The organism is Flavobacterium terrisoli (assembly GCF_030167905.1).
Lineage (GTDB): Bacteria > Bacteroidota > Bacteroidia > Flavobacteriales > Flavobacteriaceae > Flavobacterium > Flavobacterium terrisoli.
On the sequence record NZ_JARGNA010000005.1, the window covers coordinates 85,788 to 108,073 of the forward strand.

Genomic DNA, 22,286 nt, shown 5'->3' on the forward strand with positions numbered 1-22,286 from the left:
TTTCCATAACGGTTAAATTTAAGTATAGCTATGAGTAGGCTCGAATAGCCTTTTGTTACATTGTTTCGGGACTAAATGCAAAGAAGCTGCAAGTGAAGCGATGGAATTATATAATTTTTCCTGATAAATGTGTAACCCGTCAATTCTAGAAGTGATGTAAATTTACACAAACATTAAAACTTATGTTATTATGAAAAAATATGCAATAAGATTAGGATTGCTTTCGATGGTTGTTTTGGGATTTGTTTCCTGTAAAAACGAAGAAAGTGAATTGGCAGAGCAAAAAGTAAAAGCTCTGGAAAGTTATATCGATTCTTTGAAAACGGTAAATGAAGCCGAAATGGAAGCCAACTGGGATAAAATTTCCGAAGATTATGACCGAAAAATTGCAGAAGCTAATGAAGCTGTAACCAATTTGAAAGAAGAGGAAGCCAAAGAAAAAACACAAGCGAGAGTTGATGTTGCTTCTGTAACCTATGTTGGTTTTAAAGATGCTGTTGTGGCCAAACAAGAAACTAGTAAAGTCACAGTCAATCCAAATCAGTTGTTGAGAGACAGATTATTCGGTGCAGGTAAATTGGGCGAAGACATGAATTTCAGTTGGGTAAATAAAGACAATATCTTAGACGTTTACCAACAGTTCTATGATTCTTATAAAGCCAATAAAGAAGATTTTACCAGAGAAGATTATGATGAAATAAAATTGTTGTATGAAGCTTTGGATAGTAGAAAAAATACCGTTGAAAAAGAAGGATTATCTTCAGAGGACAATGGTAAAATTGCTTCTATTAAGTTTAAATTTTCTCCAATGTTTAAAACCAACAGAATCGGAGCGAAAGCAAGAGAAAATGAAGAAGCTAAAGAATAATTATTTGAATTAAATTGTTGATTCGGAAGAAATGACAATCAGGGATGGTTGTCATTTTTTTTATGCCCTAATCACAAAATGTTCTTTCTCCTGTTCGGCTCTGAAGAACACCAATCCCCATTGAAAAGTATCAATCGTGACGGTCACTTTCGGATGGTTTTTTATGATTTCCCAAGCATCTTTCATATCTGCTGACCAATGAATGTCATCAAAAATCCAAACAGTTTCGTTAGTAATCGTTGGCAATAACAATTCGAAATACTCCAGCGTGGCTTGTTTTGAATGATTGCCGTCGAAATAAATAAGTTTCCACTTGTCAGTCGCAGTTTTCAGATAGTTTGAAAATTCAGTATTTACCGAATTTATATTTTCAAATTCAAATTCCTCAAATTGTTTTTTGGCCACAGCCAAAGTGGTTGAACAACCTTCCAATGTTGTGATTTGACCATTTTTATTTCCTAGTGAAAGGGCAGCAGTCGCCAATCCTAATGAAGTTCCAATTTCGAGAATGCTGCCAGGTTGAAAATAGTTGGTAATTCTAAACAATAATTCCGCTCGCTTCACCGTAATTCCCGCAGTTTTGGCAATTTGATTGATGGCTCTGGTGTTGCTTTTGAAAACTTTGGAACCGGCACCAAAGTCGGTTACTTCAATTGTGTTGCTATTTTCTAAAAGTGATTTCCTGTACTTTTTCAGAATAAAATATTCAGGATATAGTTTCTTGTCATAAAGACATTTGGTCACCAAATCAAACACAAATGGCGAATGGACTCCATGTTCGTTTTTGGAGTGCCAAAGGAAGTTGAGATATGATTTAATGAGTTGTAACATCTTAATAATCTATGTCATTTCGAATGTAATGAGAAATCTCATTATGAGATTCCTCGACTGCGCTCGGATTGACAATTAAAGTTCCATTTTTGATGAAAGTTCAAACCAACGTTCTTCTTTTTCCTCTAATTTATTGATAATCGCCTGCAGTTCGTTGGCTTTCTTCGTGATATCAGCATCAGCTACTTTACCTTCGGCGAAGAGGTTTTCGATTTGCTTTTTCTCGTATTCCAAATCCTTGATTTCGCGTTCGATTTTGTTGAATTCTTTCTGCTCGTTGAAATTCAAGCCCGAAGTTGTTGGGTTGTTTTGTTTCCAATTGACCTTTTCTGTAGAAACGTTTGACAAACCTTTTGGCTCAGCCGAATCTTCATACGCCCTGAAATCGGAATAATTTCCGGGGAAATCCTCAATCTGTCCTTCGCCTCTGAAGATGAATAAATGGTCCACAATTTTATCCATAAAATAACGGTCGTGAGAAACCACCAATAAACAGCCCGGATAATCCAATAGGAAGCTTTCCAAAACATTCAACGTCACAATGTCCAAATCATTCGTCGGCTCATCGAGAATCAAAAAGTTTGGATTTTGAATTAGCACCGTGCACAAATACAGTCGTTTCAATTCGCCACCGCTTAATTTTTCTACGAAGTCGTATTGTTTTTTGGCATCGAATAAGAAACGTTCCAACAATTGCGAAGCCGAAATGATTTTCCCTTTCGTCAGCGGAATGTATTCGCCATATTCTTTGATGATGTCAATGACTTTTTGTCCCGGTTTCGGATTGATACCGCTTTGCGTATAATAGCCCACTTTTATGGTGTCGCCAATGACTACTTTTCCGGCATCGGGAACCATGGTTTTGGTTAAGATATTCAGGAAAGTCGATTTTCCGGTACCGTTTTTACCAATGATACCTATGCGTTCACCACGTTGGAAGTCATAGGTGAAGTTGTCCAAAATAACCTTGTCCTTGAATTTTTTGTAGAGTTTGTGCAGCTCGATAATCTTGCTGCCCATGCGCTCCATGTTGATTTCAAGCTCGACTACGTTTTCTTTTCTTCGGCTTTCGGCAACTTCCTTGATTTTGTAGAAGTCATCCTGACGCGATTTTGATTTGGTCGTTCTCGCTTTCGGTTGGCGGCGCATCCAAGCCAATTCTTTGACAAAAAGGTTTTGTGCCTTGTCAATCGTAGAGTTTTCCATGGCGATGCGTTCCTCTTTTTTTTGCAAATAATAAGAGTAATTACCTTTGTATTGGTATAATTTTCCGTTGTCGAGTTCTATGATTTCATTACACACGCGTTCCAAAAAGAAACGGTCGTGCGTTACCATAAACAACGTGATGTTTTCTTTGGCAAAATAACTTTCCAGCCATTCAATCATTTCCAAATCCAAGTGATTCGTCGGCTCATCCAATATCAGTAAATCAGGGCGATTGATCAGGATAATGGCCAAAGACAGACGTTTTTTTTGTCCACCCGAAAGTGATTTTACTTTCAGTTTTAAATCGTCTAGTTTTAATTTGGAAAGAATTTGTTTGAATTGCGTTTCAAAATCCCAGGCATTGTGGCGGTCCATTTCGTCAAAAGCCAATTGGTATTTCTCTTCATCTTCGGGGTTTTCCAACGCTTTTTCGTATTGCTCAATCACATGCAGGATTTCGTTGTCCGAAGCAAAAATACTTTCTTCAATCGTCAGTTCTTCCTGAAGCATATTGTTTTGAGACAGAAACGCCATTTTCAACCCTTTTCGAAGCACGATTTGTCCCGTATCAGGCTCATCATCGCCATTGATCATTCTCATGATTTGGGTTTTTCCCGAACCATTTTTGGCAATAAAGGCAATTTTCTGGTCTTTGTTGATGCCAAAGGAAAGGTTAGCAAACAAGGTTCTTTCGCCAAAGGACTTCGATATATTTTCTACTGAAAGGTAATTCACTTTTGAGGTATAAGTTATAAGTTATGAGTTATGAGTTAAATGGAAACCATAACTTTTCGGCAAAAGTAACTCAAATTTCTAACAATCTAAAGGCGCAGCCGCATCTAATAATCTAACAATCTATTATATTTGCCCAATGCAACTATCGGTCATCATCCTTAATTATAATGTGCGCTTCTTTTTGGAGCAGTGTGTTTTGAGTGTGCAAAAAGCCATTCAAAACCTGGAGGCCGAAATCATTGTCATCGACAACAATTCTTCCGATGACAGTTGCGCGATGATGAAGCAGCGTTTTCCTCATATAAAATTGATTGAGAACAAAGAAAATTCTGGTTTCCCCAAAGGCAATAACATTGCGGTTAAAGAAGCCAAAGGTGCGTATTTGTGCATCTTAAATCCCGATACTGTTGTAAGCGAAGATACTTTTGAAAAAGTCTTGGCTTTCGCCAAAAACCAAACCGATTTAGGAATTGTTGGCTGTAAGCTTATTGACGGAACCGGAAACTTTCTGCCGGAAAGCAAACGCGGCATTCCAACACCTTGGGTGGCGTTTACCAAGATTTTCGGACTGTATAAAATCTTCCCAAACTCATTGCTGTTTAATAAATATTATGCCCAGCATCTAACCGAAAATCAAACCGGAAAAGTGGATATTCTGGTCGGTGCTTTTATGGTCATGAAACGCGAATTGTATAATGCCTTGGAAGGTTTTGACGAAAACTGTTTTATGTATGCCGACGATATCGATTTGTCGTATCGGGCTTTGTTATTGCAAAAGCAGAACTTTTATTTCCACGAAACAACCGTGATTCATTACAAAGGTGAAAGCACCATAAAGGATGCGACCTATATGAAGCATTTCCGAGAGTTTATGAATTTTTTCTACCAAAAACATTTCAAACAATCGGTATTCTTTAACCTGATGGCGCGATTTGGTGCGTTTTATTTTTCGATAGTCAAGCTTTTTAAAGGAAAAGCCAAAGTCAAAGCCAAACCCAATCAATACATTTTAGTTTCTGATAATGAAGCGGTAAAGGAAAAATTAGCCCTTAAATTGCAAAAAAGTATCGAAAGAACGCAATTGGAAAACGGGAAAATAGTAATTTCGCAAACGATTTCGAAGTACAGAAATGCGGAGGTAATTTTAGATACCAATTATACCGGTTTTAAACAGGCCATCGCTTTTTTGGAAGAGAATAACAATAACTCGCTTACTTTTAAATTGTTACCCATCGAAAGCAATTTCATCATAGGAAGCAACAGCAGTAACGATAGAGGAGAAGTAATTAATTTATAGAAAAACACGAAAATCGCTTTTTCTTTTATTAATTTTGCAGTCGAAACAACAAAATACAACTTTAGATTATCAATATGGCAAAGTTTGAATTGAAATTACCCAAAATGGGAGAAAGCGTTGCAGAAGCAACAATTACCAATTGGTTGAAAAGCGTTGGCGAAAAAATTGAGGCCGATGAAGCTGTTTTGGAAATCGCTACCGACAAAGTAGATAGCGAAGTACCAAGTGAAGTTTCGGGTGTTTTAACCGAGATTTTATTCCAGGTAAATGATGTGGTAAAAGTTGGTCAGACCATTGCGATTATCGAAACAGAAGGCGGAGCTGTTGAAGCGCCAAAGGCTGAGGCTGTTGCCGCACCGGTTGCAGAAGTTGCCAAAACAGTTGAAGTTGCCGCAGCCACTGCCGCACCTGCCGATTTCAAATCATCGGATAAATTCTTCTCGCCATTGGTCAAAAACATTGCTACGGCTGAAGGGATTTCGCTTACGGAATTGGAAAACATTGCCGGTTCAGGAAAAGACGGAAGAGTAACCAAAGAAGACATTTTAAATTATATCAAGAATAGAGGAAGCCAACCAGCTGCTGCTCCGGTTGCTGCTCCAAAACCAGCTTCAGCTCCTGTTGCTGCACAAGCCGTTCCGGTTTCTGTAAACGGCGGAGACGAGATTGTGGAAATGGACAGAATGCGCAAGCTGATTTCCGGTTATATGGTCGCTTCGGTACAAACCTCGGCGCACGTGCAATCGTTTATCGAAGTGGATGTGACCAATATTGTAAAATGGAGAGATCGCGTTAAAAATGCCTTTGAGAAAAGAGAAGGTGAGAAGTTAACTTTTACGCCAATCTTTATGGAAGCGGTTGCAAAAGCGCTGAAAGATTTCCCTGGAATGAATATTTCGGTAGATGGTGATTTTATTATAAAAAGAAAAAATATAAACTTGGGTATGGCGGCTGCATTGCCAAATGGAAACTTAATCGTTCCGGTAATTAAAAATGCAGACCAGCTGAACTTGGTTGGCATGGCCAAAGCCGTAAACGATTTAGGAAATCGCGCGAAAGCCGGAAAACTAAAACCAGACGATACGCAAGGCGGAACTTATACGGTGACAAACGTTGGAACTTTCGGTTCGGTGTTTGGAACGCCAATTATCAACCAGCCACAAGTAGGAATCTTAGCTTTGGGTGCCATCAGAAAAGTGCCTGCGGTAATTGAAACTCCGGAAGGTGATTTTATCGGAATCCGTCAAAAAATGTTCCTGTCGCACAGTTATGACCACAGGGTTGTAGATGGTGCATTGGGCGGAAGCTTTGTAAAACGAGTAGCTGAATATCTGGAAGCGTTTGATACCAACAGAGAATATTAAAATAGAAAACCCCGACTAACCAGTCGGGGTTTTTGCTTCTGTTACTGCAGGCTCTTCTTTTGGTTCGGTTTCTTTTGGTTCGGTTTCTTTTGGCTCCTCTTTGGGAACTTCTTTTACTTCATCTTTTAAGGTAATCACGGTTTTGTCCTTAAACAGGTATTCACCTTTCTTATAGACTTCTTCATTGGCCAAAATGATCTCATAGGAGTAAACGCCTTTGGGCAACTGATAGAAGCATTCTTTACTGTCTTTTTGGATCACCAATTCTTTTTTGATTTCTTCTCCTTCTTCGGTTTGGCGCGTAATGACAATGGTAATTTTCTCCGACATCTTGTTTTTGATGCAAACACTCTCCACGGTCATAGCGTTGGTGTGTTTTTTGGAAGAAGAGAAAATGGTGATTAGGCCGCTGACTAATATTTCGCTGCCCTTAACTATGGCAGTAAGGTCGGATTGGGCAAAAGACATCATAGGGAATGCTAATAATACTGTCAATGCCGATTTGAATTTGTTTGGTGCTTTACGTTTTACAATTGGGTTCATTATACAAGTGGTTTTGAGATTACGTAAAGCTGTCCATCCTTTTTTAGTTTAAGATTAGTAGCGTAAAGTTGCGATGAATAGGCCTAAATTCCTAAAAGAAAAGTGGTAATCTCCAAAAGAGAACCGCTAATTGTTAAAAGTTTTATTATTAAAATAACAGGACAAATCATATACTAAAATGGTAAATCTCTCGTTATTATATAGTTGTCACGCAACACCGACCATTCTCAACCACTTTTAACCACTTATTATTGCACTATGACGACCGGAACCAAAATCAGATACCTTAGAGAAAAGAAAAAAATATCACAGGAAGCATTGGCTTATGCTGTTGGTGTCAGCCAGGTGACCATTGGCAACTGGGAACAAGGCAAAAGCATCAAGCATGAATATATCAAAAAACTGGCCGATGCGCTCGAGATTTCTATTGATTATTTATTCGAAGAAAACCAAAGCAACAGTATTGAAGTGGTTTCTAAAGCTGAACCGCAAAATGATGGTTTCGAAATCATTATCAAAGCGCCCAATCATTTCTTTGAAGACCTTCACAAAAAAATGGATTTGCTGATTAATAAATTTGATTCGCCCAAATAGTTTTGAGTTCAAATAATTATAAATCAACCCTTTCGAAAACAGAAAGGGTTTTTTTATAGTCAAATCATAAATCTTTATTAAAATATCGATAAACGGTAACTTCAATATTTTATATTTGTGAGCATAAATTTTAAAAATGGAATTAAAACTCAACAGACCTATTTGCTTTTTCGATCTTGAAACCACCGGAATTGATGTCGCCAAAGACAGAATCGTAGAAATTTCGATTTTCAAAGTCTATCCTAACGGAAATAAAGAAAGCAAAACCTGGCTGGTGAATCCTACCATTCCAATTCCGCCTCAAGCCACAGCAGTACACGGTATTTCTAATGAAAAAGTGGCTAATGAGCCAACCTTCAGGGAACTTGCAGGCCAAATCCACAACATGATTAAGGATTCAGATTTGGCCGGATTTAATTCTGACCGATTTGATATACCATTGTTGGCAGAAGAACTGTTACGCGCCGAAGTCGACTTTGATATGAAGAATCGCGTTTCGGTTGATGTACAGACGATCTTCCACAAAAAGGAAGAGCGAACGTTGAGTGCGGCCTATAAATTTTATTGCAATGGCAGCCTTGAAAATGCACACAGTGCGGAAGCAGATACGATGGCGACTTACGAAATCCTGAAAGCACAATTAGACCGATATGAAGATTTGGAGAATGACATGAAAACACTTTCCGAATTTACAACCCGTAAAAAATCAGTTGATTTTGCCGGTTTTATTGCACTCAATGCGGAAGGCCAGGAGATATTTACTTTTGGCAAACACAAAGGCGCTTTGGTGGATGAGGTTTTAGACAAAGAACCGGGTTATTTTGGTTGGATTCAAAATGCCGAGTTTCCATTGTACACTAAAAAGGTTTTGACCGGAATTAAATTAAGAAAATTAAACACAAAATAAAGCTCTGCCACTCAGTGACTCAGCTGCTCAGTTACTTTAAAAATGAAGATTATCTGTGTCGGAAGAAATTATGTCAAACACATAGAGGAACTCAATAATGAGCGCCCCGATGAACCTGTCATCTTTTTAAAACCGGATACGGCTGTTTTACCGGCGAAATCACCGTTTGTAATTCCCGAATTCAGCAATGACATTCACCATGAAGTAGAGATTTTGGTCAAGATCAATAAAGTAGGTAAATACATAGACACCAAGTACGCGCACAAGTATTATGATGAGATAGGATTGGGTATCGATTTTACGGCCAGAGATTTGCAGAACAGGCTGAAAGAGAAGGGTTTACCTTGGGAAATTGCCAAAGGATTTGACGGTTCAGCGATGATTGGTGACTTTACACCGATAAATAATTTTAATTCGGTGGAAAATATTACTTTTGAACTGACCAATAACGGAATAACCGTTCAAAAAGGAAATACAAGCCACATGTTGTGGAAGATTGATGAAATTATCTCACATATTTCACAGTATTTCACCCTGAAAAAAGGAGATATTATTTTTACAGGAACGCCCGAAGGAGTAGCCAAAGTGGCACCAAACGATATCCTCGAAGGATTTATAGACAATAAAAAAGTATTAAGATTACACATTAAATAATGGCAATAAACTACAACCTTGCGAAAGTCTATGCACTTTCAGACAATGATCCCGAATTTGTGATGCAAATTATCAATTTGTTCGTCACCGAAGTGCCGGAAGACATGAAACAAATTGATTTAGGAATCAAAGAAAAAGATCATAAATTGGCTTATGCCTATGCACACAAGATAAAGCCAACGCTTGATTTATTGGGCATGTCAGTGGCTTTTGAAGAAATTCTTCAAGTCGAGGCCTGGACCAAAAGAGAAGGAAAACGCAAAGAAATCAACGACACGTTTGCCAGCATTCAGAGTCAGGTTGAAAAAGCGATTAAAGAAATCAAGAAAGATTTCGAAGTTTAAAATTTAGAAGCGAACAGTTCGGGAATTATCGGCAATGGTAATTCCCGCTTTTCGTTACAATCCTTTTAAAAGGATTTTCTCTACAATCGGGGCTAGATTTGGATTCCATAAATCCTAAATCAAAATTCCTAAATCCTTAATCGAGATGAAAGCAACCATAGTCACCATCGGCGACGAAATACTCATCGGGCAAATTGTTGACACCAATTCGGGTTATATCGCCAAAGCATTAGATAAAATTGGGGTACAAACCCACGAAATGCTTTCCATATCCGATGATAAACAGCACATTTTAGATACTTTCGCAGCCTTACAGGACAAAGTTGACTTTGTCATCATTACCGGCGGCTTGGGACCAACAAAAGACGATATCACCAAACTCACTTTCTGTGATTATTTCGAAGACGAATTCGTTAGAAATCAAGCTGTCGAAGACCATATCGTGGCGTTGTTTGCCAAGCTGAATTTCAATCCGACGCAAATCAACAAAGACCAGGCGTTGTTGCCTTCCAAAGCGCAGGTTTTAAAAAATAATTATGGCACGGCTTCAGGCATGTGGATGCAAAAAGGCAAAACGGTTTTTGTTTCGATGCCCGGCGTTCCTTATGAAATGAAAGGCATTGTCAATGAAGAATTGATTCCGAAAATCGTTGCCGAATTTAAAAGGCCATACATCGTTCACAAGACCATTTTAACTTATGGACAAGGCGAAAGTTTGGTCGCCGAACGCATCGAAGACTGGGAAAATAATTTACCTGATTTTATCAAATTGGCCTATTTGCCCAGCCCGGGAAGAGTGCGTTTAAGATTAACTGCTCGTGGAGAAAATAAAGCCATTTTGGAAAGCGCCATTCAGGAAAATGTAACGGCTTTGACCAAAATCATTGGCGATATCATCGTTGGTTTTGATGATGACGAAACCATCGAGGTTTTAATCGGAAAAATGCTTACCGAACAAGGAAAAACCATCGCTACAGCCGAAAGCTGTACCGGTGGAAAAATAGCGCAAATGTTGACCTCAGTAGCCGGTGCTTCCAACTATTTCCGAGGAAGTGTGGTCAGTTATTCCAAGGAAGCCAAGATAAACGTGCTAGGCATTGACTCTGAGCTGATTAAGGCGCATGATGTGGTCAGTGCGGAAGTGGCTTCGGCTATGGCGCTCAACATTCAGAAAATCATGAAAACGGACTATGCTTTGGCCACAACCGGTAACGCCGGACCAGCTTCTGAACCGGGAAAAGCGGAAGTGGGCACAGTTTTTATTGCTTTGGCCACACCGAGTGAAGTATTGGTGTCCGAATTTAATTTTGGCCAACCCCGTGAAAAAGTGATAGATAGAACGGCAAACAAAGCGCTGGAATTGTTGCAAAAAGAAATTTTAAAAAATCTGCAATAATTTTTTTGTTACAATGATTTATTTTGCGTAAGTTTGCACCCTGATTTTGAATAACGATAAAAGAAAAGCATAATGTCAAGAGTTTGTGACCTTACAGGTAAAAGAGCGATGGTAGGAAATAACGTTTCTCACGCTATGAACAAAACTAAGAGAAAATTTTCTGTTAACTTAGTTAAAAAACGTTTCTATCTTGCTGAAGAAGACAGATGGGTTACGTTAAGAGTAGCTGCGTCTACAATTAAAACAATCAATAAAAATGGATTGGCTGCTGTTTTGAAAAAAGCAAAAGTTGAAGGATTTATTAAATAATCTATCCAAATAAAAAATAAGTAAGATGGCAAAGAAAGGTAATAGAATACAAGTTATTTTAGAGTGTACTGAGCACAAAGGAACAGGTCTTCCTGGAACTTCTCGTTACATTACAAACAAAAACAAAAAGAATACTCCGGACAGATTAGAGATTAAAAAATTTAATCCAATCTTAAAAAGAATGACTGTTCACAAAGAGATTAAATAATTAGAGGTTTTAATATTTAAAATTTCATAATAAACAATATAAGTCATGGCAAAGAAAACCGTTGCAACGTTACAAACAGCTTCAAAAAGATTAACCAAAGCTATTAAAATGGTTAGATCTCCAAAAACAGGTGCATATACTTTCCAGGAAAGCATTATGACACCGGAAGAAGTAGATAGTTTCCTTAACAAGAAATAATTCAACAAACGCTATATATCAAAGCTACTTTCATTCGGAAGTAGCTTTTTTATTTTTATATTTGCCGAACAAATTCGAATTTACAACCCACTATAATGAGTTTTTTCAAAAGAATATTCTCCTCCGAAAAAAAAGAAACCCTGGACAAAGGTTTAGAGCAAACTAAAACTTCCTTTTTTTCCAAATTAACCAAAGCCGTTGCCGGAAAATCTAAAGTTGATGATGAGGTTTTAGACAACTTGGAAGAAGTGCTTGTGTCTTCTGATGTAGGTGTGAATACCACGCTTAAAATCATCGAAAGAATCGAAGCGCGTGTGGCTCAAGATAAGTATTTAGGAACTGATGAACTGAATTTGATTCTTCGCGAGGAAATCGCCGGTTTATTATCGGAAACCAAATCAGGTGAAGAAAGTGAATTTACCATTCCGGCCAATAAAAAACCTTATGTTTTGATGGTCGTTGGCGTTAATGGTGTTGGTAAAACAACTACGATTGGAAAACTGGCACACCAATTCAACAAAGCAGGTTATAAAGTGGTTTTGGGTGCAGCCGATACTTTTCGTGCAGCAGCGATTGACCAATTGCAAATATGGGCTGACAGAGTTGGCGTTCCATTGGTAAAACAACAAATGGGAAGCGATCCTGCTTCGGTGGCTTTTGATACGCTGCAAAGTGCGGTAACGCAAAACGCCGATGTTGTAATAATTGACACTGCGGGTCGTTTACACAATAAAGTGAATCTGATGGCTGAGTTGACCAAAGTAAAGCGTGTGATGCAAAAAGTGGTTGAAGATGCGCCACATGATGTAATGTTGGTTTTGGATGGTTCAACCGGTCAAAATGCTTTTGAACAAGCCAAGCAGTTTACAGCGGCAACAGAAGTTTCCTGTCTTGCGGTAACCAAGTTAGACGGAACTGCCAAAGGCGGAGTCGTTATCGGGATATCAGACCAGTTTCAGATACCGGTAAAATACATTGGAGTAGGTGAAGGTATTGAAGATTTGCAGGTTTTTAATAAATTTGAATTCGTAGATTCGTTTTTTAAATAAAAAGTATGAATAAAGTTTTATCTTTCTTTAGAGAAACAGCCCCAATAAAATTAATCGCCATCAGCCTTGGGATTGCGGCATTGAGTTATTTTATAGAAAAACCACTTCCCAATATCTTTATGGGATTGCGTCTTATCGCTTTTCTGTTGTTTGTATATGGTGTTATCCGTTTGCTCAACAAAAAATAGTTTACTCATATAAATCATTGATTTTATCCCATAGTTCATTATCAAATCCTGATAAAGCAAAAGTTGGATTATCAGGGTTCGCGACATCACCCATCCGGATAATAACCATTTTTTTGCTTGGAATCACATAGATTTTCTGATCATTTTTCCCCAAAGCGCAATACATATCACTTGGCGCATTTGGAATCAATGTTCCAGGAAATTGCAATTGCAATCCCGGCAAATGATAACTTGCTTTACCGTTTAGCCACCACAAATAGCCATAACCCAAATTAATATTCTGAGAAGTATTCGAGGCTTGGTTAAAGTAAGTTTCACTAACTACTGTAGTTCCGTTCCATTTTCCTTTATTCAAAGCCATCAGGCCAAAACGAGCCATGTTTCTGCTGGTACTCCAATAGACGCTTAAACCGTCACCACTGTCAATCCATGCGCCACCGGTCATGCCTAATTTGTCTCTTAATTTGATGTTGAAATAATTGACCCAGGTTTGTCCGCTGGCCTGTGCCACTACATCCTGTAATTTGACATACACATTATGGTAAGCCCAACGCGTTCCGGCATCGGCGACATATTGCAGGTTGGCAGGCTCAACATTATCTCCCAAAGCATCATTCAATCCCGAATTCATCGACAATAGATTTTTACAGGTGATCATGTTTTCCTTTGCTAATGGTGCACTGGTCCAACCGGTTCCTAAATAATCCGAAACTTTATTATTGATGTTTAAGATTCCTTCATCCTGAGCAATTCCGGTTACGGTGGAAGTCAGGGTTTTTCCGGCGCTTGCCCAATACCATGGAGATGTTGCAGTATGTCCGTTGAAATAGTTTTCCATCACAATCCTTCCGTTTACCAAAATGATAAATGATTTGGAATGTTTCAGTTCCAGATAATCCAATAGTGGTTGAACCTGACTCTGATTCCAGCCCAAACTGGCAATAGATTTGGTTTCCCAGGTATTGCTTCCGTCATTTGGAGGAAAGTACATTTGCTCAACAACCGGTTCACCTTCTGAGGAATCTGAACTGCAACTAACCATAATGGGTAAAACAAAGGCAAGTAAGAATATCTTTTTCATATTTTGGAATTTGACTTAGGACTTTAAATATACAGAAAGGTTTAATGGGAATAAGAATTATCTTTTTTATTTAGAATAATTTTAAACATAAAAATATTACATTTAACTTTAAATTTAAATATCATTGTATGAAGAACATTTTATGTTGCGCGTTTTTTTTCTTGATGACTTCCATAAGTTTTGCTCAGGATGCATTCGAAAAAGGTTATTACATTAACAGTAAAGGAGTAAAAGTTGAGGGTTATCTGCAGATTGTAAATTTTGAAAATATAAATGCAACAGAAAAATTAACTTTCAAAAAAGATCTAAAAGAGGAAGTTGTTAAATTGAGCACGGACGAAATTGTTGAATTTGGCGTAGGCGAAGAGTTAAAGTTTCAAAAAGCTACTTTTCAGATGGACGACATGAGTTTTCATAAAGACTTTACCTATCAGAAAGAACTTCAGTTAAAAACCGTTACTCTGTTCCTGAACGTATTAATAGAAGGTGAAGCTACGCTTTACTCCTATGATGGAGGCAATGACCTTAAATATTTTTATAGCCTAAAAAGCAAAGGCAGCAGTATATCACAATTGACATATAAGAAATATATCAGTGGTGAAACAATAAAAGAGAATAATGATTACAAAGAGACACTCTTTAAGGAAGTAAAATGTGAAAGCCAGACTTTTAATGAATATGTAAGTTTAAAATACGAAAAAGAAAAATTACTGCCAATTTTTGAAAAATTCAATAAGTGCAACAACAGTGACTTTAAAGTGTATAAAAATAAATTTGAAAAGAAAGTTGATATTAATATAATTGCAATGGTTGGTGTCAACCGATTTGATTCCGAGTTTTTTGGTTTTGGTTTTGGTGGCGAATTTGAAGTCGTTACACCTTCGGAGAAACTGTCTTTTTTCGGCAAATTAAAATTTGAATCAGTGAATGCCGAATTCAGGGATAGCCATTATTCAGCGATGGATTTTAATTTAAACGAAAACATCTATGATGCCAATTACAAAGCATTTGATTTGATTTTCGGAATAAGATATACTTTCAAAATCAATAATAATCATAAAATATTTGTAAGCGGCGCCGGAGGAGTAAACAGCCCAAAAGTAACAGGTACACTCATTAAAAGAGTAACCAATGGTTCGGGTTCATACGAAACCAAATACAACATTAATTATAGTGAAATTGATTTTTTTCCAAGTTTGGGTCTGGGCTATTTATACAAAGGCAAATATGGAATTGATTTAGAATTTGACATTCAAAAGACTGTTTTTAGAGAGTTAGGATACGACTTCACTGTAAAATATAATAAAATCGGACTCAACTTGAGATACATTTTTAATTAGTAAATTAGCAGTCCCAAACTTGTAATTACTAAATATAGGGTTGATGAAAAGAATCTTTTTTTTGCTGTTGGTTTGCTTCGCCGGTTCGCTTACGCTTGTGTCCTGTAATGGCGATGTCAAAAAGGAAAATTTGTCAAAACTCAACGGTTATTGGGAAATCAAGCAAGTGACTTTGGCTAATGGTGAAACCAAAGATTACAAAGTCAATGAAACCATCGATTTCTTTGAACTCAAAGATAAAGTTGGCTTTCGCCAAAAAGTAATGCCGCAATTTGACGGGACTTTTAAAACCAACGGGATCAAAGAAAAGTTAAAGGTTTTTGAAGTTGACAATGCCTATTTCATAGAATGCAAAACCGATTATGGCCAATGGAACGAAGAGATTCTTAGGTTGGAAGATTCGACTTTGGTTTTAAAAAACAAACAGAACCTAATTTACACTTATAAAAAGTTCAAACCTTTTTCTATACACTAATGGCAAAACGACTCAGCAACGAAAGTTCGATAAGCGACGTTTTAAAAGCGTTTATTGAAACCAACAAACTCCAAGCCGGAATAGACAAAATAGATGTTCAGGAAGCCTGGAAATCGCTGATGGGCAATGGTGTTAACAGTTATACCAAAGAAGTGGCGCTAAAAGGTTCGACACTTTATGTTTCGCTGACTTCAGCCGTTTTGCGCGAAGAGTTGAGTTATGGCAAACAGAAAATCATTACGATGATTAATGAAGAACTCCGCAAGGAAGTTGTAAAGGATATAATCCTTCGCTAAGTATTGGTTTCCAAGTCTTTAATGTAGTCTTCATATTCGTAGAAGAAAATCTCAAATTGTGACATGGTTTCGTTGAAAAATTCAAATATTTCAGGCCAGTAACTTCGGTTGTTGAGGCTTACGCCCAATTTTTCAACCCAAATCCTACTGATTACTTTCCCGCTTTCCAAATAGAAATTGCGCTCCAAAATGGCTTCCGGAAGGTATTCTTCTTCTAAAATTGTCTTGAGTGATTCTATTTTTTCAAAATAAATTTTGCGCTTTTCTTCATCTTTTGGTTCAATATCCAATAGCACTTGTGCTTTCTTATTATCGATATAGAATTTGAAAGTAACGTCTTTAATCTTAGTGTCATACAGCAACCATTTTCTCGGATATGCTTCTGCAAATGCGGTCCAGAATTCTTTTTTGATGCGTTGGGCTTCTTCTTTGCTGTACATTTTATTGGAGTAAAAATTGGTATTCGTTGTTTTTTTAAGGTAACTTTATATTTCTAAACTATGTGTCATGCACTTTGAAGAGTTCCTAAAATACACGCCAAAAATACAAAATGTCGAGCTACCGGCAACGAATGCTCATGCAAAAATGGCTCCTGCCAACCGATTGGATTTAATCAAAGCTATAGATTTTAGTAAAGTCACTCCAAAACAGGCCGCGGTGATGATGCTCTTTTATCCAAAGAACAGTCAAGCCCATTTGGCACTAATTCTTCGCACCAGTTACAATGGAGTACATTCGTCCCAAATAGCATTCCCAGGAGGAAAAGTAGAAGACATTGATCTTGATTTAAAGGAAACCGCATTGAGGGAAACGCATGAGGAAATTGGCGTTCATCCCGAGCATATCAAAGTGATCCGCCCATTTACCGAAGTGTATATTCCGCCGAGTAATTTTATGGTTTATCCTTATTTGGGTTACAGTGAAAGCGAATTGGAGTTTGTGCTTCAGGACGATGAAGTGGCCGGTTTGGTTGAATTTCCTTTTGCCGATTTTATGGATGACAGCATTGTGGTCAATATGACTATGGTTACCTCTTATGCCGGTTCCATAAAAGTTCCCGGTTTTCAGGTGAAGGAACATTTTGTTTGGGGCGCAACCGCTATGATGTTGAGCGAGTTGAAAGAAACCCTCAAAATGGTTTTATAAGTTTTTGTTTTTGTAGATTTGCAACCCGAATAGTCGGGATTAAAAAATGAATTTATGGGATTATTTAAAAGAAATCCTTTTGGTCATATACTCTTTATCAAAAAATGGTTAATCCGCATCTTCGGAGTACTCACACACCGTCGTTACCGTGGTTTTAACGAATTGCATATTGATGGATCGGAAATCATCAAAGGCTTACCCGATAAAAATGTTTTGTTTATTTCCAATCACCAGACCTATTTCGCCGATGTAGTAGCCATGTTTCACGTGTTCAATGCCAGCCTTTCTGGCCGCGTGGACAGTATTAAAAACGTAGGCTATCTATGGCAACCCAAAATGAATATCTATTATGTAGCTGCCAGCGAAACCATGAAAGCCGGTTTGCTGCCCAGGATTTTGGCTTATGTTGGAGCCATTACTGTAGAAAGAACTTGGCGTTCGGGAGGAAAAGATGTCACAGAAAAGCGCGAAGTCAATCCTAATGATACTGAAAATATCCGCATAGCCCTTGAAGATGGTTGGGTGATTACCTTTCCGCAAGGCACAACCAAATCCTTTAAACCCGTTCGCAAAGGAACAGCACATATCATCAAACAACACAAACCTATCGTAGTGCCTATCGTTATTGACGGTTTCCGCAGGGCGTATGACAAAAAAGGACTGCGTGTCAAAAAGAAGAACATTCTGCAATCGTTTATCATCAAGGAACCTTTGGTGATTGATTATGAAAATGAAACCATCGAACAAATCGTGGAAAAAGTAGAATATGCCATCGAGCAGCATCCGTCATTCTTAAAAGTAATTCCGGCCGAGGAAATTGAAGAACAGGAACGACTGAATAAACTCAGAGAATGGCAAGTCGATAAAAATCAAATCTCTCAATAACGAGGGTTTTTTTTGTTTGCAAATTATTGGGCAAAAGCAATGATATGTCCATCAAAATCCATGACATAGCCAACAGTATGTCCCCAATCCCTATCTGAAAATTCGCTGACTAAAACAGCCCCGGCATTCAAAGCGGTGGTAAACAAACTAAAGGCATTTTCACTGCGAATGTATAATTCACATCGTGGTATGCCGTTTCCAATATTGGGATGTGGTGTTTTAGGCACAATAATTTTGGCAATACCGGTTTCAGGCATAATTCCCAGTTTTAAATTGGCACCCAAATCAAATTCGGTCATGCCCGGAACATCAAGGCTTGGTGATTTGAAAAGCCGGGCATAAAAAGTTTTACTTTTTTCCTGATCTGCTACATACAAAATGATCTCAAATTGGTCTGGTATCATGGGTTGAAATGGATTTTATTTTTCAAGTATGTTTTTCAAATTGTCCAAACTGTTATCCATGTCTTTGGCCAGCATTTTTTCTATCATCGGGAGCATGATGTTCATTGGATATTTGATGGTGCTACTATTGCTCCAGGTGACTTTGGTTTGATTTTCGGAAATAGGCTCAATAATCATATTGGCATAAGCGATGCCTGCAAAAGGCCTTACGAAGCGAATCTCTGTTTCAATATTTTTTCCTTCTGTGATGGTTTTGATTTCCTGTTCGCCTTCACCGGCTTTTTTTCCATTCCAGCCATAAATAAACCCAACGGTTCCGTCTGTTCCTTTGAATTCCCGTTGCATATCGGGTTCAACCATGACCCATTTGTTGAAATTGTCCTGATTCTTGAGCAGTTTGACATAGTCAAAAACTGTTTGCAACGGCGCGTTGATGATTATGTTTCGATTAATGTTATAGTCCTTTCTACTGAAAAGTGCTATGATTAAGAGCAAGACGATTAGGCCTGTCACAACGAATAAAATGATGATTAATGTGTTCATTTTTGATTGTTTTTATGATTGATAATAAAGAATTTATTTTTGGTTTGACATTGAGTTGTCCGGGTATAATTTTATGGTGTGATTTATCGAATTTTTAGTCATCGTAATCATAACATCGAGGTCAATATCGTCCAGTTTTTTGGCATAAACACAAGCTTTAGAACTTTTGTGTTTACCAAGTTGCGAAAGCAACTCATCACGGTTTTCAAATTCGGTGGCAAAATACAGTACCAATGAATCTTTTCGTGGTGAAAATGCAGCCAGAGGCATATCACCTTCATGACCGCTGGCATATTTGTAATGACAATTGCCAAAGCCAATGATGGTTGGCCCCCACATTTTGGGTTCGCTTCCGGTGATGGCTTTAAAAATTTCGATAAGCCTGAAACTGTCTTTGCGTTTGATTTCGTTTTCAACCTTGTTGACAAATTCAGTAACGTTTACGTCGGTTTCTGTGGTTTTGTTTTTGGCCATGCTTTTTAATCTTAATGGGTATTTTGCTCCTAGTAAATGTATTAAAAATGTTTAAATGCTAAATGCCCAACGAGAACAATAAGCTGATAAAACAACAATTTAACCCAACTCAAAAATAATTATGCAAGTTATATTCATAATTCTACAACACTGCTCCGGAGTGTATGGTCTAATTTCGCCTCTAACATTATAAATAAATTAAAATGAAAAATCGAAGTGTATTACTCGCCCTAGTATTAAGCATCGGACTATTTGCCACTTCTTGTAGCAAAGATAATGACGGCGAAACCCTCGCGCCTTTACCGGCAAAATGGAATCTTACTAAGGTAGGCACAACTTTAAACGGACAAGAAACACTGATTGATGCGCCACAAAATGAAGACGGCTGCAACAAAGATTATCTGGATCTGAATATTGACAATACGGCTAGCAAAGGTGATTATGATTCTACCGTTTCGGCCTGTGCGTTAGATGCTAATCCCGGAATTTATTCGAGATCACATAACAATTTGACTACTGTTTTTGATGGTGTGACTAAAGTGCAGGACATTGTTAACCTGACGCTTACTGAGTTAAAATTGAAAGATGCCAATGGTGTTATTGAAGTCTATGTCAAAGACTAATTAAGTTAGTGTATAAAAGAGAATCCCCTTCGAAAGTTGGGGATTTTTGTTTTGTGTTATGCGGTGTAGTTGTTGCACAAGAGGGGAGCGAACTGCTGTTATAAGTGGTGTTTGTTTCTTTGTATTTTTAAGTTATTCCTGAGATTGTTATTTTTCACAAAGTTCTTTCAGCTTATCGAGTGCTTTTGGATAGGCCTCGTTCATATAATCCAAAAAATCCTCAGTGGTGTCTAAGTCAACAGTAACGGTTGTGGTTCCGTTGTTTTCTTCGAAGGTATAGTTTTCAAATCCGTTGGCCCATTTTTCCACTTCCGGTCCTTCAGTAATTTCCTTATCCGCTTGAACAAGGCCATAATGTTGGATCGAAACAAATCGGTTGGCAATGTTATCCGCTATCCTCGAAACCATGCCTCCTTTTTCTCCTTTTTCATCTACTCCAATGAATTGAATTTTATTTCCCTTGTCCCAATTTCCTTCATAGGTTGATGTTGGGTTAAACGCAGCTGTCCATTGTTCATAAGTAGATTTACTGCTGATGCCAAGCATAAAATCATAAACTTTGGTCACAGGAGCATTGATGTTTACGGTGAATTGTAACTTTTTCATACTATTACTATTTGTTTAAATTAATCTTTTGAGTTCTTATTTCAGTTGCTTAATACAGTTTATAAAGTTCTGTGAATTTGCGTAGTAGCAATAAATTTAATATTAATTATTCAGTTACAAAATGTTTTTTTTGGACCTTGGAACGAAGCGAGAACAAGATAGCAAACCACGGTTAGCATGAGACTTAATACAAATTAATGCCTTTATAGTTAAATTTATATTTTTTCCTTCCAGTGTTTTTAATTGTGTAGATAAGCTTTATTCGGCTGTTTTGAAGTTAATTTCATAAGGTTTTAACTGAATGGCACTTTTATTTCTATAACCGTCTGTCACTAACATCTGATACTGTTTATTTGGCTCTAATTTCACAATGTATGTTACAGATTTTCCATTATCTGAAAAATTAGCAGAAATGATTTTTGGATAAAATTCTTTTCCTAATTTTCCAAAATCCATACTCCTGAATCGAGTATCCATTTCTTGAGAAAAATTTATGGTAATCTCTGTAAGGGTTGGATTTACATTTTGCTGCCCATTTTTGAATTCTTTGATGCTTGTAACAAAAGGTCTTGAATTTTCAAAGTTCCTTTTTAATTCATCTATAGATTTCGAAAAGTACTCAGTTTTATCGACAAATTTCTCTATTTCATCTTGCTTGTTAAAGTCCAGTTCAATTAACTTTCTGATTGCTTCTTTTTTATCTTTTGATTGATTGTAATATTTCTCAGCAATTGCATAACCCACATAATATCCTAAATCTCTCGTTTTAAACTGATTTTCCAAATCATTCCAAATCCAATTGTAATGCCAATAAGAAAACATTTCATTTTCAAAGGCATTCCTTATTTTTTTATCATTTACTTTTCCAAATTCAATTGCCGGTGTTGGAGATTTTGTTGAAAGTGCTATTACAGGAATAAATTCAGCAATTCCTTCAAATAAACTTTGGGATAATAAATCATAGCCTCCTTCTGTCTTTTGTTGTGTATGAACATATTCGTGAATATTTAAGAACACAACATTTTTAATCGGATTTTGTTTTAAATAATTTGTAAAGTAATCAAGTTTTTTTGGAAATTCATGTGAAACAATGTTTTCATCTCCAAGTGCCATTTCACTACCTATTAATACTGAACCATCCATAATTGTTCCGGGTGTTCTAAACGCTCCAATTGTGAAATATATTTTAGCGGGTTTTAAGTTTGGATATATTGCCTTTAATTTATCAATTCCTAATTCAAGCTCTTTTGATAACGATTTAGATTTAAAGGTGTTTTCCCTAATTGAGTTCCAAAACAATGGATAGTTATTTATTACATCAACATATGATTTTGAATCATATCTCCTTGCAATCATGATGTTTGTTAAGCCGGAAGTTCCTTTTTCAATATATAGTTTTGTTATGTATTCTTTTTGTAGGGTTGTATCTTTTGTTGTTACGATTTTATCGTATGCAACCCAAAAGTTATCAATGTCTGATGTGATAATGTTTTGATTTTGTGCTTGTATTTTTCCTATTGATATTGAAAAAACACATATTGCTAAGATTATTTTATATTTCATAAGATGTTGTTTTGCACAATTTAGGCGGGTATAGTCACTAACGTTCCGCCGCTTGTAATAGTTGCGACGATTTATTACTGATGATTCCAAATATAAAATTCCTTTTTGATTTCCTCTAGGAAATCGGGGAGAAGCCCAAGCCACGCAGTTGCTACAAAC

Annotated in this window: 29 protein-coding genes; 19 read left to right on the top strand and 10 right to left on the bottom strand. The window is 37.2% G+C overall.

The window, feature by feature from the left end:
• The first annotated feature begins 190 nt into the window (after positions 1-190).
• Complete coding sequence (locus tag P1K33_RS07840; RefSeq protein WP_284652372.1) at positions 191-868, top strand: hypothetical protein; 678 nt, start codon at positions 191-193, stop codon at positions 866-868.
• Between the two features lie 60 nt (positions 869-928).
• Here P1K33_RS07840 and P1K33_RS07845 read toward each other — a convergent pair whose 3' ends face one another.
• The gene (locus tag P1K33_RS07845; RefSeq protein WP_284652373.1) at positions 929-1,699 is read right to left on the bottom strand and encodes an O-methyltransferase; all 771 of its coding nucleotides are present in this window, start codon (positions 1,697-1,699) and stop codon (positions 929-931) included.
• 75 nt (positions 1,700-1,774) lie between these two features.
• On the bottom strand, positions 1,775-3,640 hold the full coding sequence (locus P1K33_RS07850) for an ABC-F family ATP-binding cassette domain-containing protein (protein WP_284652374.1): 1,866 nt from the start codon (positions 3,638-3,640) through the stop codon (positions 1,775-1,777).
• Between the two features lie 136 nt (positions 3,641-3,776).
• Between P1K33_RS07850 and P1K33_RS07855 the strand changes: the two genes are divergently transcribed.
• Together P1K33_RS07855 and P1K33_RS07860 are read left to right on the top strand one after the other, a co-directional pair.
• Positions 3,777-4,937, top strand: coding sequence for a glycosyltransferase family 2 protein (locus tag P1K33_RS07855; RefSeq protein ID WP_284652375.1), 1,161 nt, complete (start codon positions 3,777-3,779; stop codon positions 4,935-4,937).
• A gap of 74 nt (positions 4,938-5,011) precedes the next feature.
• A complete protein-coding gene (locus tag P1K33_RS07860) occupies positions 5,012-6,301 on the top strand; it encodes a dihydrolipoamide acetyltransferase family protein (RefSeq protein WP_284652376.1) in 1,290 nt (429 codons plus the stop codon).
• Positions 6,302-6,316: 15 nt separating this feature from the next.
• Here P1K33_RS07860 and P1K33_RS07865 read toward each other — a convergent pair whose 3' ends face one another.
• Positions 6,317-6,844: a hypothetical protein gene (locus P1K33_RS07865; protein WP_284652377.1), complete on the bottom strand. Its 528-nt coding sequence runs from the start codon at positions 6,842-6,844 to the stop codon at positions 6,317-6,319.
• 258 nt (positions 6,845-7,102) lie between these two features.
• On the opposite strand from P1K33_RS07865, the gene P1K33_RS07870 reads away from it, so the two are divergent.
• The 10 genes from P1K33_RS07870 to P1K33_RS07915 all read left to right on the top strand — a co-directional run bounded on the left by P1K33_RS07870 (position 7,103) and on the right by P1K33_RS07915 (position 12,691).
• The gene (locus tag P1K33_RS07870; protein ID WP_284652378.1) at positions 7,103-7,438 is read left to right on the top strand and encodes a helix-turn-helix domain-containing protein; all 336 of its coding nucleotides are present in this window, start codon (positions 7,103-7,105) and stop codon (positions 7,436-7,438) included.
• Between the two features lie 136 nt (positions 7,439-7,574).
• A complete protein-coding gene (locus P1K33_RS07875; protein WP_284652379.1) occupies positions 7,575-8,345 on the top strand; it encodes a 3'-5' exonuclease in 771 nt (256 codons plus the stop codon).
• A gap of 42 nt (positions 8,346-8,387) precedes the next feature.
• Positions 8,388-8,999, top strand: a complete 612-nt coding sequence (locus P1K33_RS07880) for a fumarylacetoacetate hydrolase family protein (protein WP_284652380.1) — start codon at positions 8,388-8,390, stop codon at positions 8,997-8,999.
• Positions 8,999-9,343: an Hpt domain-containing protein gene (locus P1K33_RS07885; RefSeq protein WP_284652381.1), complete on the top strand. Its 345-nt coding sequence runs from the start codon at positions 8,999-9,001 to the stop codon at positions 9,341-9,343. The genes P1K33_RS07880 and P1K33_RS07885 overlap by 1 nt, the downstream gene beginning before the upstream one ends.
• Positions 9,344-9,488: 145 nt before the next feature.
• Positions 9,489-10,739, top strand: coding sequence for a CinA family nicotinamide mononucleotide deamidase-related protein (locus P1K33_RS07890; RefSeq protein WP_284652382.1), 1,251 nt, complete (start codon positions 9,489-9,491; stop codon positions 10,737-10,739).
• A 72-nt stretch (positions 10,740-10,811) separates the two neighbouring features.
• Positions 10,812-11,048, top strand: coding sequence for a 50S ribosomal protein L28 (gene rpmB / locus P1K33_RS07895; protein WP_284652383.1), 237 nt, complete (start codon positions 10,812-10,814; stop codon positions 11,046-11,048).
• Between the two features lie 25 nt (positions 11,049-11,073).
• Positions 11,074-11,256, top strand: coding sequence for a 50S ribosomal protein L33 (rpmG, locus tag P1K33_RS07900; RefSeq protein WP_035126304.1), 183 nt, complete (start codon positions 11,074-11,076; stop codon positions 11,254-11,256).
• Positions 11,257-11,301: 45 nt separating this feature from the next.
• The gene (locus P1K33_RS07905) at positions 11,302-11,454 is read left to right on the top strand and encodes a DUF4295 domain-containing protein (protein ID WP_284652384.1); all 153 of its coding nucleotides are present in this window, start codon (positions 11,302-11,304) and stop codon (positions 11,452-11,454) included.
• A gap of 95 nt (positions 11,455-11,549) precedes the next feature.
• Positions 11,550-12,503 (top strand): signal recognition particle-docking protein FtsY, encoded by a 954-nt coding sequence (gene ftsY / locus P1K33_RS07910; RefSeq protein ID WP_284652385.1) that lies wholly within the window; start codon positions 11,550-11,552, stop codon positions 12,501-12,503.
• Between the two features lie 5 nt (positions 12,504-12,508).
• Positions 12,509-12,691, top strand: coding sequence for a hypothetical protein (locus P1K33_RS07915; protein WP_284652386.1), 183 nt, complete (start codon positions 12,509-12,511; stop codon positions 12,689-12,691).
• Position 12,692: 1 nt separating this feature from the next.
• On the opposite strand, the gene P1K33_RS07920 is transcribed toward P1K33_RS07915, so the two are convergent.
• Positions 12,693-13,772 carry a serine hydrolase domain-containing protein gene (locus P1K33_RS07920; RefSeq protein ID WP_284652387.1) on the bottom strand — a complete coding sequence of 360 codons (1,080 nt, stop codon included), beginning with the start codon at positions 13,770-13,772 and terminating at the stop codon, positions 12,693-12,695.
• A 128-nt stretch (positions 13,773-13,900) separates the two neighbouring features.
• Between P1K33_RS07920 and P1K33_RS07925 the strand changes: the two genes are divergently transcribed.
• Genes P1K33_RS07925 through P1K33_RS07935 form a run of 3 tightly spaced genes read left to right on the top strand, consistent with a single transcriptional unit; the run spans position 13,901 to position 15,883 of the window.
• Positions 13,901-15,112 carry a hypothetical protein gene (locus P1K33_RS07925; protein ID WP_284652388.1) on the top strand — a complete coding sequence of 404 codons (1,212 nt, stop codon included), beginning with the start codon at positions 13,901-13,903 and terminating at the stop codon, positions 15,110-15,112.
• A gap of 43 nt (positions 15,113-15,155) precedes the next feature.
• Entirely contained in the window at positions 15,156-15,587 is a 432-nt protein-coding gene (locus tag P1K33_RS07930) for a hypothetical protein (RefSeq protein WP_284652389.1), read from the top strand.
• Positions 15,587-15,883 (top strand): DciA family protein, encoded by a 297-nt coding sequence (locus P1K33_RS07935; protein WP_284652390.1) that lies wholly within the window; start codon positions 15,587-15,589, stop codon positions 15,881-15,883. The genes P1K33_RS07930 and P1K33_RS07935 overlap by 1 nt, the downstream gene beginning before the upstream one ends.
• On the opposite strand, the gene P1K33_RS07940 is transcribed toward P1K33_RS07935, so the two are convergent.
• On the bottom strand, positions 15,880-16,323 hold the full coding sequence (locus tag P1K33_RS07940) for a DUF4268 domain-containing protein (RefSeq protein ID WP_284652391.1): 444 nt from the start codon (positions 16,321-16,323) through the stop codon (positions 15,880-15,882). The genes P1K33_RS07935 and P1K33_RS07940 overlap by 4 nt on opposite strands.
• A gap of 67 nt (positions 16,324-16,390) precedes the next feature.
• Here P1K33_RS07940 and P1K33_RS07945 point away from each other — a divergent pair, with 67 nt between their 5' ends.
• The gene (locus tag P1K33_RS07945; RefSeq protein ID WP_284652392.1) at positions 16,391-17,029 is read left to right on the top strand and encodes an NUDIX hydrolase; all 639 of its coding nucleotides are present in this window, start codon (positions 16,391-16,393) and stop codon (positions 17,027-17,029) included.
• Positions 17,030-17,083: 54 nt separating this feature from the next.
• Positions 17,084-17,914 (top strand): lysophospholipid acyltransferase family protein, encoded by an 831-nt coding sequence (locus P1K33_RS07950; protein ID WP_284652393.1) that lies wholly within the window; start codon positions 17,084-17,086, stop codon positions 17,912-17,914.
• Between the two features lie 23 nt (positions 17,915-17,937).
• Here P1K33_RS07950 and P1K33_RS07955 read toward each other — a convergent pair whose 3' ends face one another.
• The 3 genes from P1K33_RS07955 to P1K33_RS07965 are packed head-to-tail and all read right to left on the bottom strand — an operon-like array spanning position 17,938 to position 19,335.
• The gene (locus P1K33_RS07955; protein ID WP_284652394.1) at positions 17,938-18,318 is read right to left on the bottom strand and encodes a VOC family protein; all 381 of its coding nucleotides are present in this window, start codon (positions 18,316-18,318) and stop codon (positions 17,938-17,940) included.
• Between the two features lie 15 nt (positions 18,319-18,333).
• A complete protein-coding gene (locus P1K33_RS07960) occupies positions 18,334-18,861 on the bottom strand; it encodes an SRPBCC family protein (protein ID WP_284652395.1) in 528 nt (175 codons plus the stop codon).
• A 33-nt stretch (positions 18,862-18,894) separates the two neighbouring features.
• Positions 18,895-19,335, bottom strand: a complete 441-nt coding sequence (locus P1K33_RS07965) for a DUF1801 domain-containing protein (protein ID WP_284652396.1) — start codon at positions 19,333-19,335, stop codon at positions 18,895-18,897.
• A 203-nt stretch (positions 19,336-19,538) separates the two neighbouring features.
• Between P1K33_RS07965 and P1K33_RS07970 the strand changes: the two genes are divergently transcribed.
• A complete protein-coding gene (locus P1K33_RS07970; RefSeq protein ID WP_284652397.1) occupies positions 19,539-19,958 on the top strand; it encodes a lipocalin family protein in 420 nt (139 codons plus the stop codon).
• 147 nt (positions 19,959-20,105) lie between these two features.
• Here P1K33_RS07970 and P1K33_RS07975 read toward each other — a convergent pair whose 3' ends face one another.
• Together P1K33_RS07975 and P1K33_RS07980 are read right to left on the bottom strand one after the other, a co-directional pair.
• Positions 20,106-20,564 carry an SRPBCC family protein gene (locus P1K33_RS07975; protein WP_284652398.1) on the bottom strand — a complete coding sequence of 153 codons (459 nt, stop codon included), beginning with the start codon at positions 20,562-20,564 and terminating at the stop codon, positions 20,106-20,108.
• A gap of 258 nt (positions 20,565-20,822) precedes the next feature.
• Positions 20,823-22,127: a DUF2268 domain-containing putative Zn-dependent protease gene (locus P1K33_RS07980; protein ID WP_284652399.1), complete on the bottom strand. Its 1,305-nt coding sequence runs from the start codon at positions 22,125-22,127 to the stop codon at positions 20,823-20,825.
• Between the last annotated feature and the right edge of the window lie 159 nt (positions 22,128-22,286).

What these genes read in the sequence shown, in the direction of transcription:
- P1K33_RS07865 (WP_284652377.1), bottom strand. Translation starts at nt 6,844, where the DNA reads ATGAACCCAATTGTAAAACGTAAAGCACCAAACAAATTCAAATCGGCA.
- rpmB (WP_284652383.1), top strand. Translation starts at nt 10,812, where the DNA reads ATGTCAAGAGTTTGTGACCTTACAGGTAAAAGAGCGATGGTAGGAAAT.
- P1K33_RS07885 (WP_284652381.1), top strand. Translation starts at nt 8,999, where the DNA reads ATGGCAATAAACTACAACCTTGCGAAAGTCTATGCACTTTCAGACAAT.
- P1K33_RS07980 (WP_284652399.1), bottom strand. Translation starts at nt 22,127, where the DNA reads ATGAAATATAAAATAATCTTAGCAATATGTGTTTTTTCAATATCAATA.
- P1K33_RS07940 (WP_284652391.1), bottom strand. Translation starts at nt 16,323, where the DNA reads ATGTACAGCAAAGAAGAAGCCCAACGCATCAAAAAAGAATTCTGGACC.
- P1K33_RS07875 (WP_284652379.1), top strand. Translation starts at nt 7,575, where the DNA reads ATGGAATTAAAACTCAACAGACCTATTTGCTTTTTCGATCTTGAAACC.
- P1K33_RS07970 (WP_284652397.1), top strand. Translation starts at nt 19,539, where the DNA reads ATGAAAAATCGAAGTGTATTACTCGCCCTAGTATTAAGCATCGGACTA.
- P1K33_RS07955 (WP_284652394.1), bottom strand. Translation starts at nt 18,318, where the DNA reads ATGATACCAGACCAATTTGAGATCATTTTGTATGTAGCAGATCAGGAA.
- P1K33_RS07915 (WP_284652386.1), top strand. Translation starts at nt 12,509, where the DNA reads ATGAATAAAGTTTTATCTTTCTTTAGAGAAACAGCCCCAATAAAATTA.
- P1K33_RS07965 (WP_284652396.1), bottom strand. Translation starts at nt 19,335, where the DNA reads ATGGCCAAAAACAAAACCACAGAAACCGACGTAAACGTTACTGAATTT.
- P1K33_RS07935 (WP_284652390.1), top strand. Translation starts at nt 15,587, where the DNA reads ATGGCAAAACGACTCAGCAACGAAAGTTCGATAAGCGACGTTTTAAAA.
- P1K33_RS07840 (WP_284652372.1), top strand. Translation starts at nt 191, where the DNA reads ATGAAAAAATATGCAATAAGATTAGGATTGCTTTCGATGGTTGTTTTG.
- P1K33_RS07920 (WP_284652387.1), bottom strand. Translation starts at nt 13,772, where the DNA reads ATGAAAAAGATATTCTTACTTGCCTTTGTTTTACCCATTATGGTTAGT.
- P1K33_RS07860 (WP_284652376.1), top strand. Translation starts at nt 5,012, where the DNA reads ATGGCAAAGTTTGAATTGAAATTACCCAAAATGGGAGAAAGCGTTGCA.
- P1K33_RS07890 (WP_284652382.1), top strand. Translation starts at nt 9,489, where the DNA reads ATGAAAGCAACCATAGTCACCATCGGCGACGAAATACTCATCGGGCAA.
- P1K33_RS07855 (WP_284652375.1), top strand. Translation starts at nt 3,777, where the DNA reads ATGCAACTATCGGTCATCATCCTTAATTATAATGTGCGCTTCTTTTTG.
- P1K33_RS07945 (WP_284652392.1), top strand. Translation starts at nt 16,391, where the DNA reads ATGCACTTTGAAGAGTTCCTAAAATACACGCCAAAAATACAAAATGTC.
- P1K33_RS07845 (WP_284652373.1), bottom strand. Translation starts at nt 1,699, where the DNA reads ATGTTACAACTCATTAAATCATATCTCAACTTCCTTTGGCACTCCAAA.
- P1K33_RS07870 (WP_284652378.1), top strand. Translation starts at nt 7,103, where the DNA reads ATGACGACCGGAACCAAAATCAGATACCTTAGAGAAAAGAAAAAAATA.
- P1K33_RS07975 (WP_284652398.1), bottom strand. Translation starts at nt 20,564, where the DNA reads ATGAAAAAGTTACAATTCACCGTAAACATCAATGCTCCTGTGACCAAA.
- P1K33_RS07925 (WP_284652388.1), top strand. Translation starts at nt 13,901, where the DNA reads ATGAAGAACATTTTATGTTGCGCGTTTTTTTTCTTGATGACTTCCATA.
- ftsY (WP_284652385.1), top strand. Translation starts at nt 11,550, where the DNA reads ATGAGTTTTTTCAAAAGAATATTCTCCTCCGAAAAAAAAGAAACCCTG.
- rpmG (WP_035126304.1), top strand. Translation starts at nt 11,074, where the DNA reads ATGGCAAAGAAAGGTAATAGAATACAAGTTATTTTAGAGTGTACTGAG.
- P1K33_RS07960 (WP_284652395.1), bottom strand. Translation starts at nt 18,861, where the DNA reads ATGAACACATTAATCATCATTTTATTCGTTGTGACAGGCCTAATCGTC.
- P1K33_RS07950 (WP_284652393.1), top strand. Translation starts at nt 17,084, where the DNA reads ATGGGATTATTTAAAAGAAATCCTTTTGGTCATATACTCTTTATCAAA.
- P1K33_RS07930 (WP_284652389.1), top strand. Translation starts at nt 15,156, where the DNA reads ATGAAAAGAATCTTTTTTTTGCTGTTGGTTTGCTTCGCCGGTTCGCTT.
- P1K33_RS07880 (WP_284652380.1), top strand. Translation starts at nt 8,388, where the DNA reads ATGAAGATTATCTGTGTCGGAAGAAATTATGTCAAACACATAGAGGAA.
- P1K33_RS07905 (WP_284652384.1), top strand. Translation starts at nt 11,302, where the DNA reads ATGGCAAAGAAAACCGTTGCAACGTTACAAACAGCTTCAAAAAGATTA.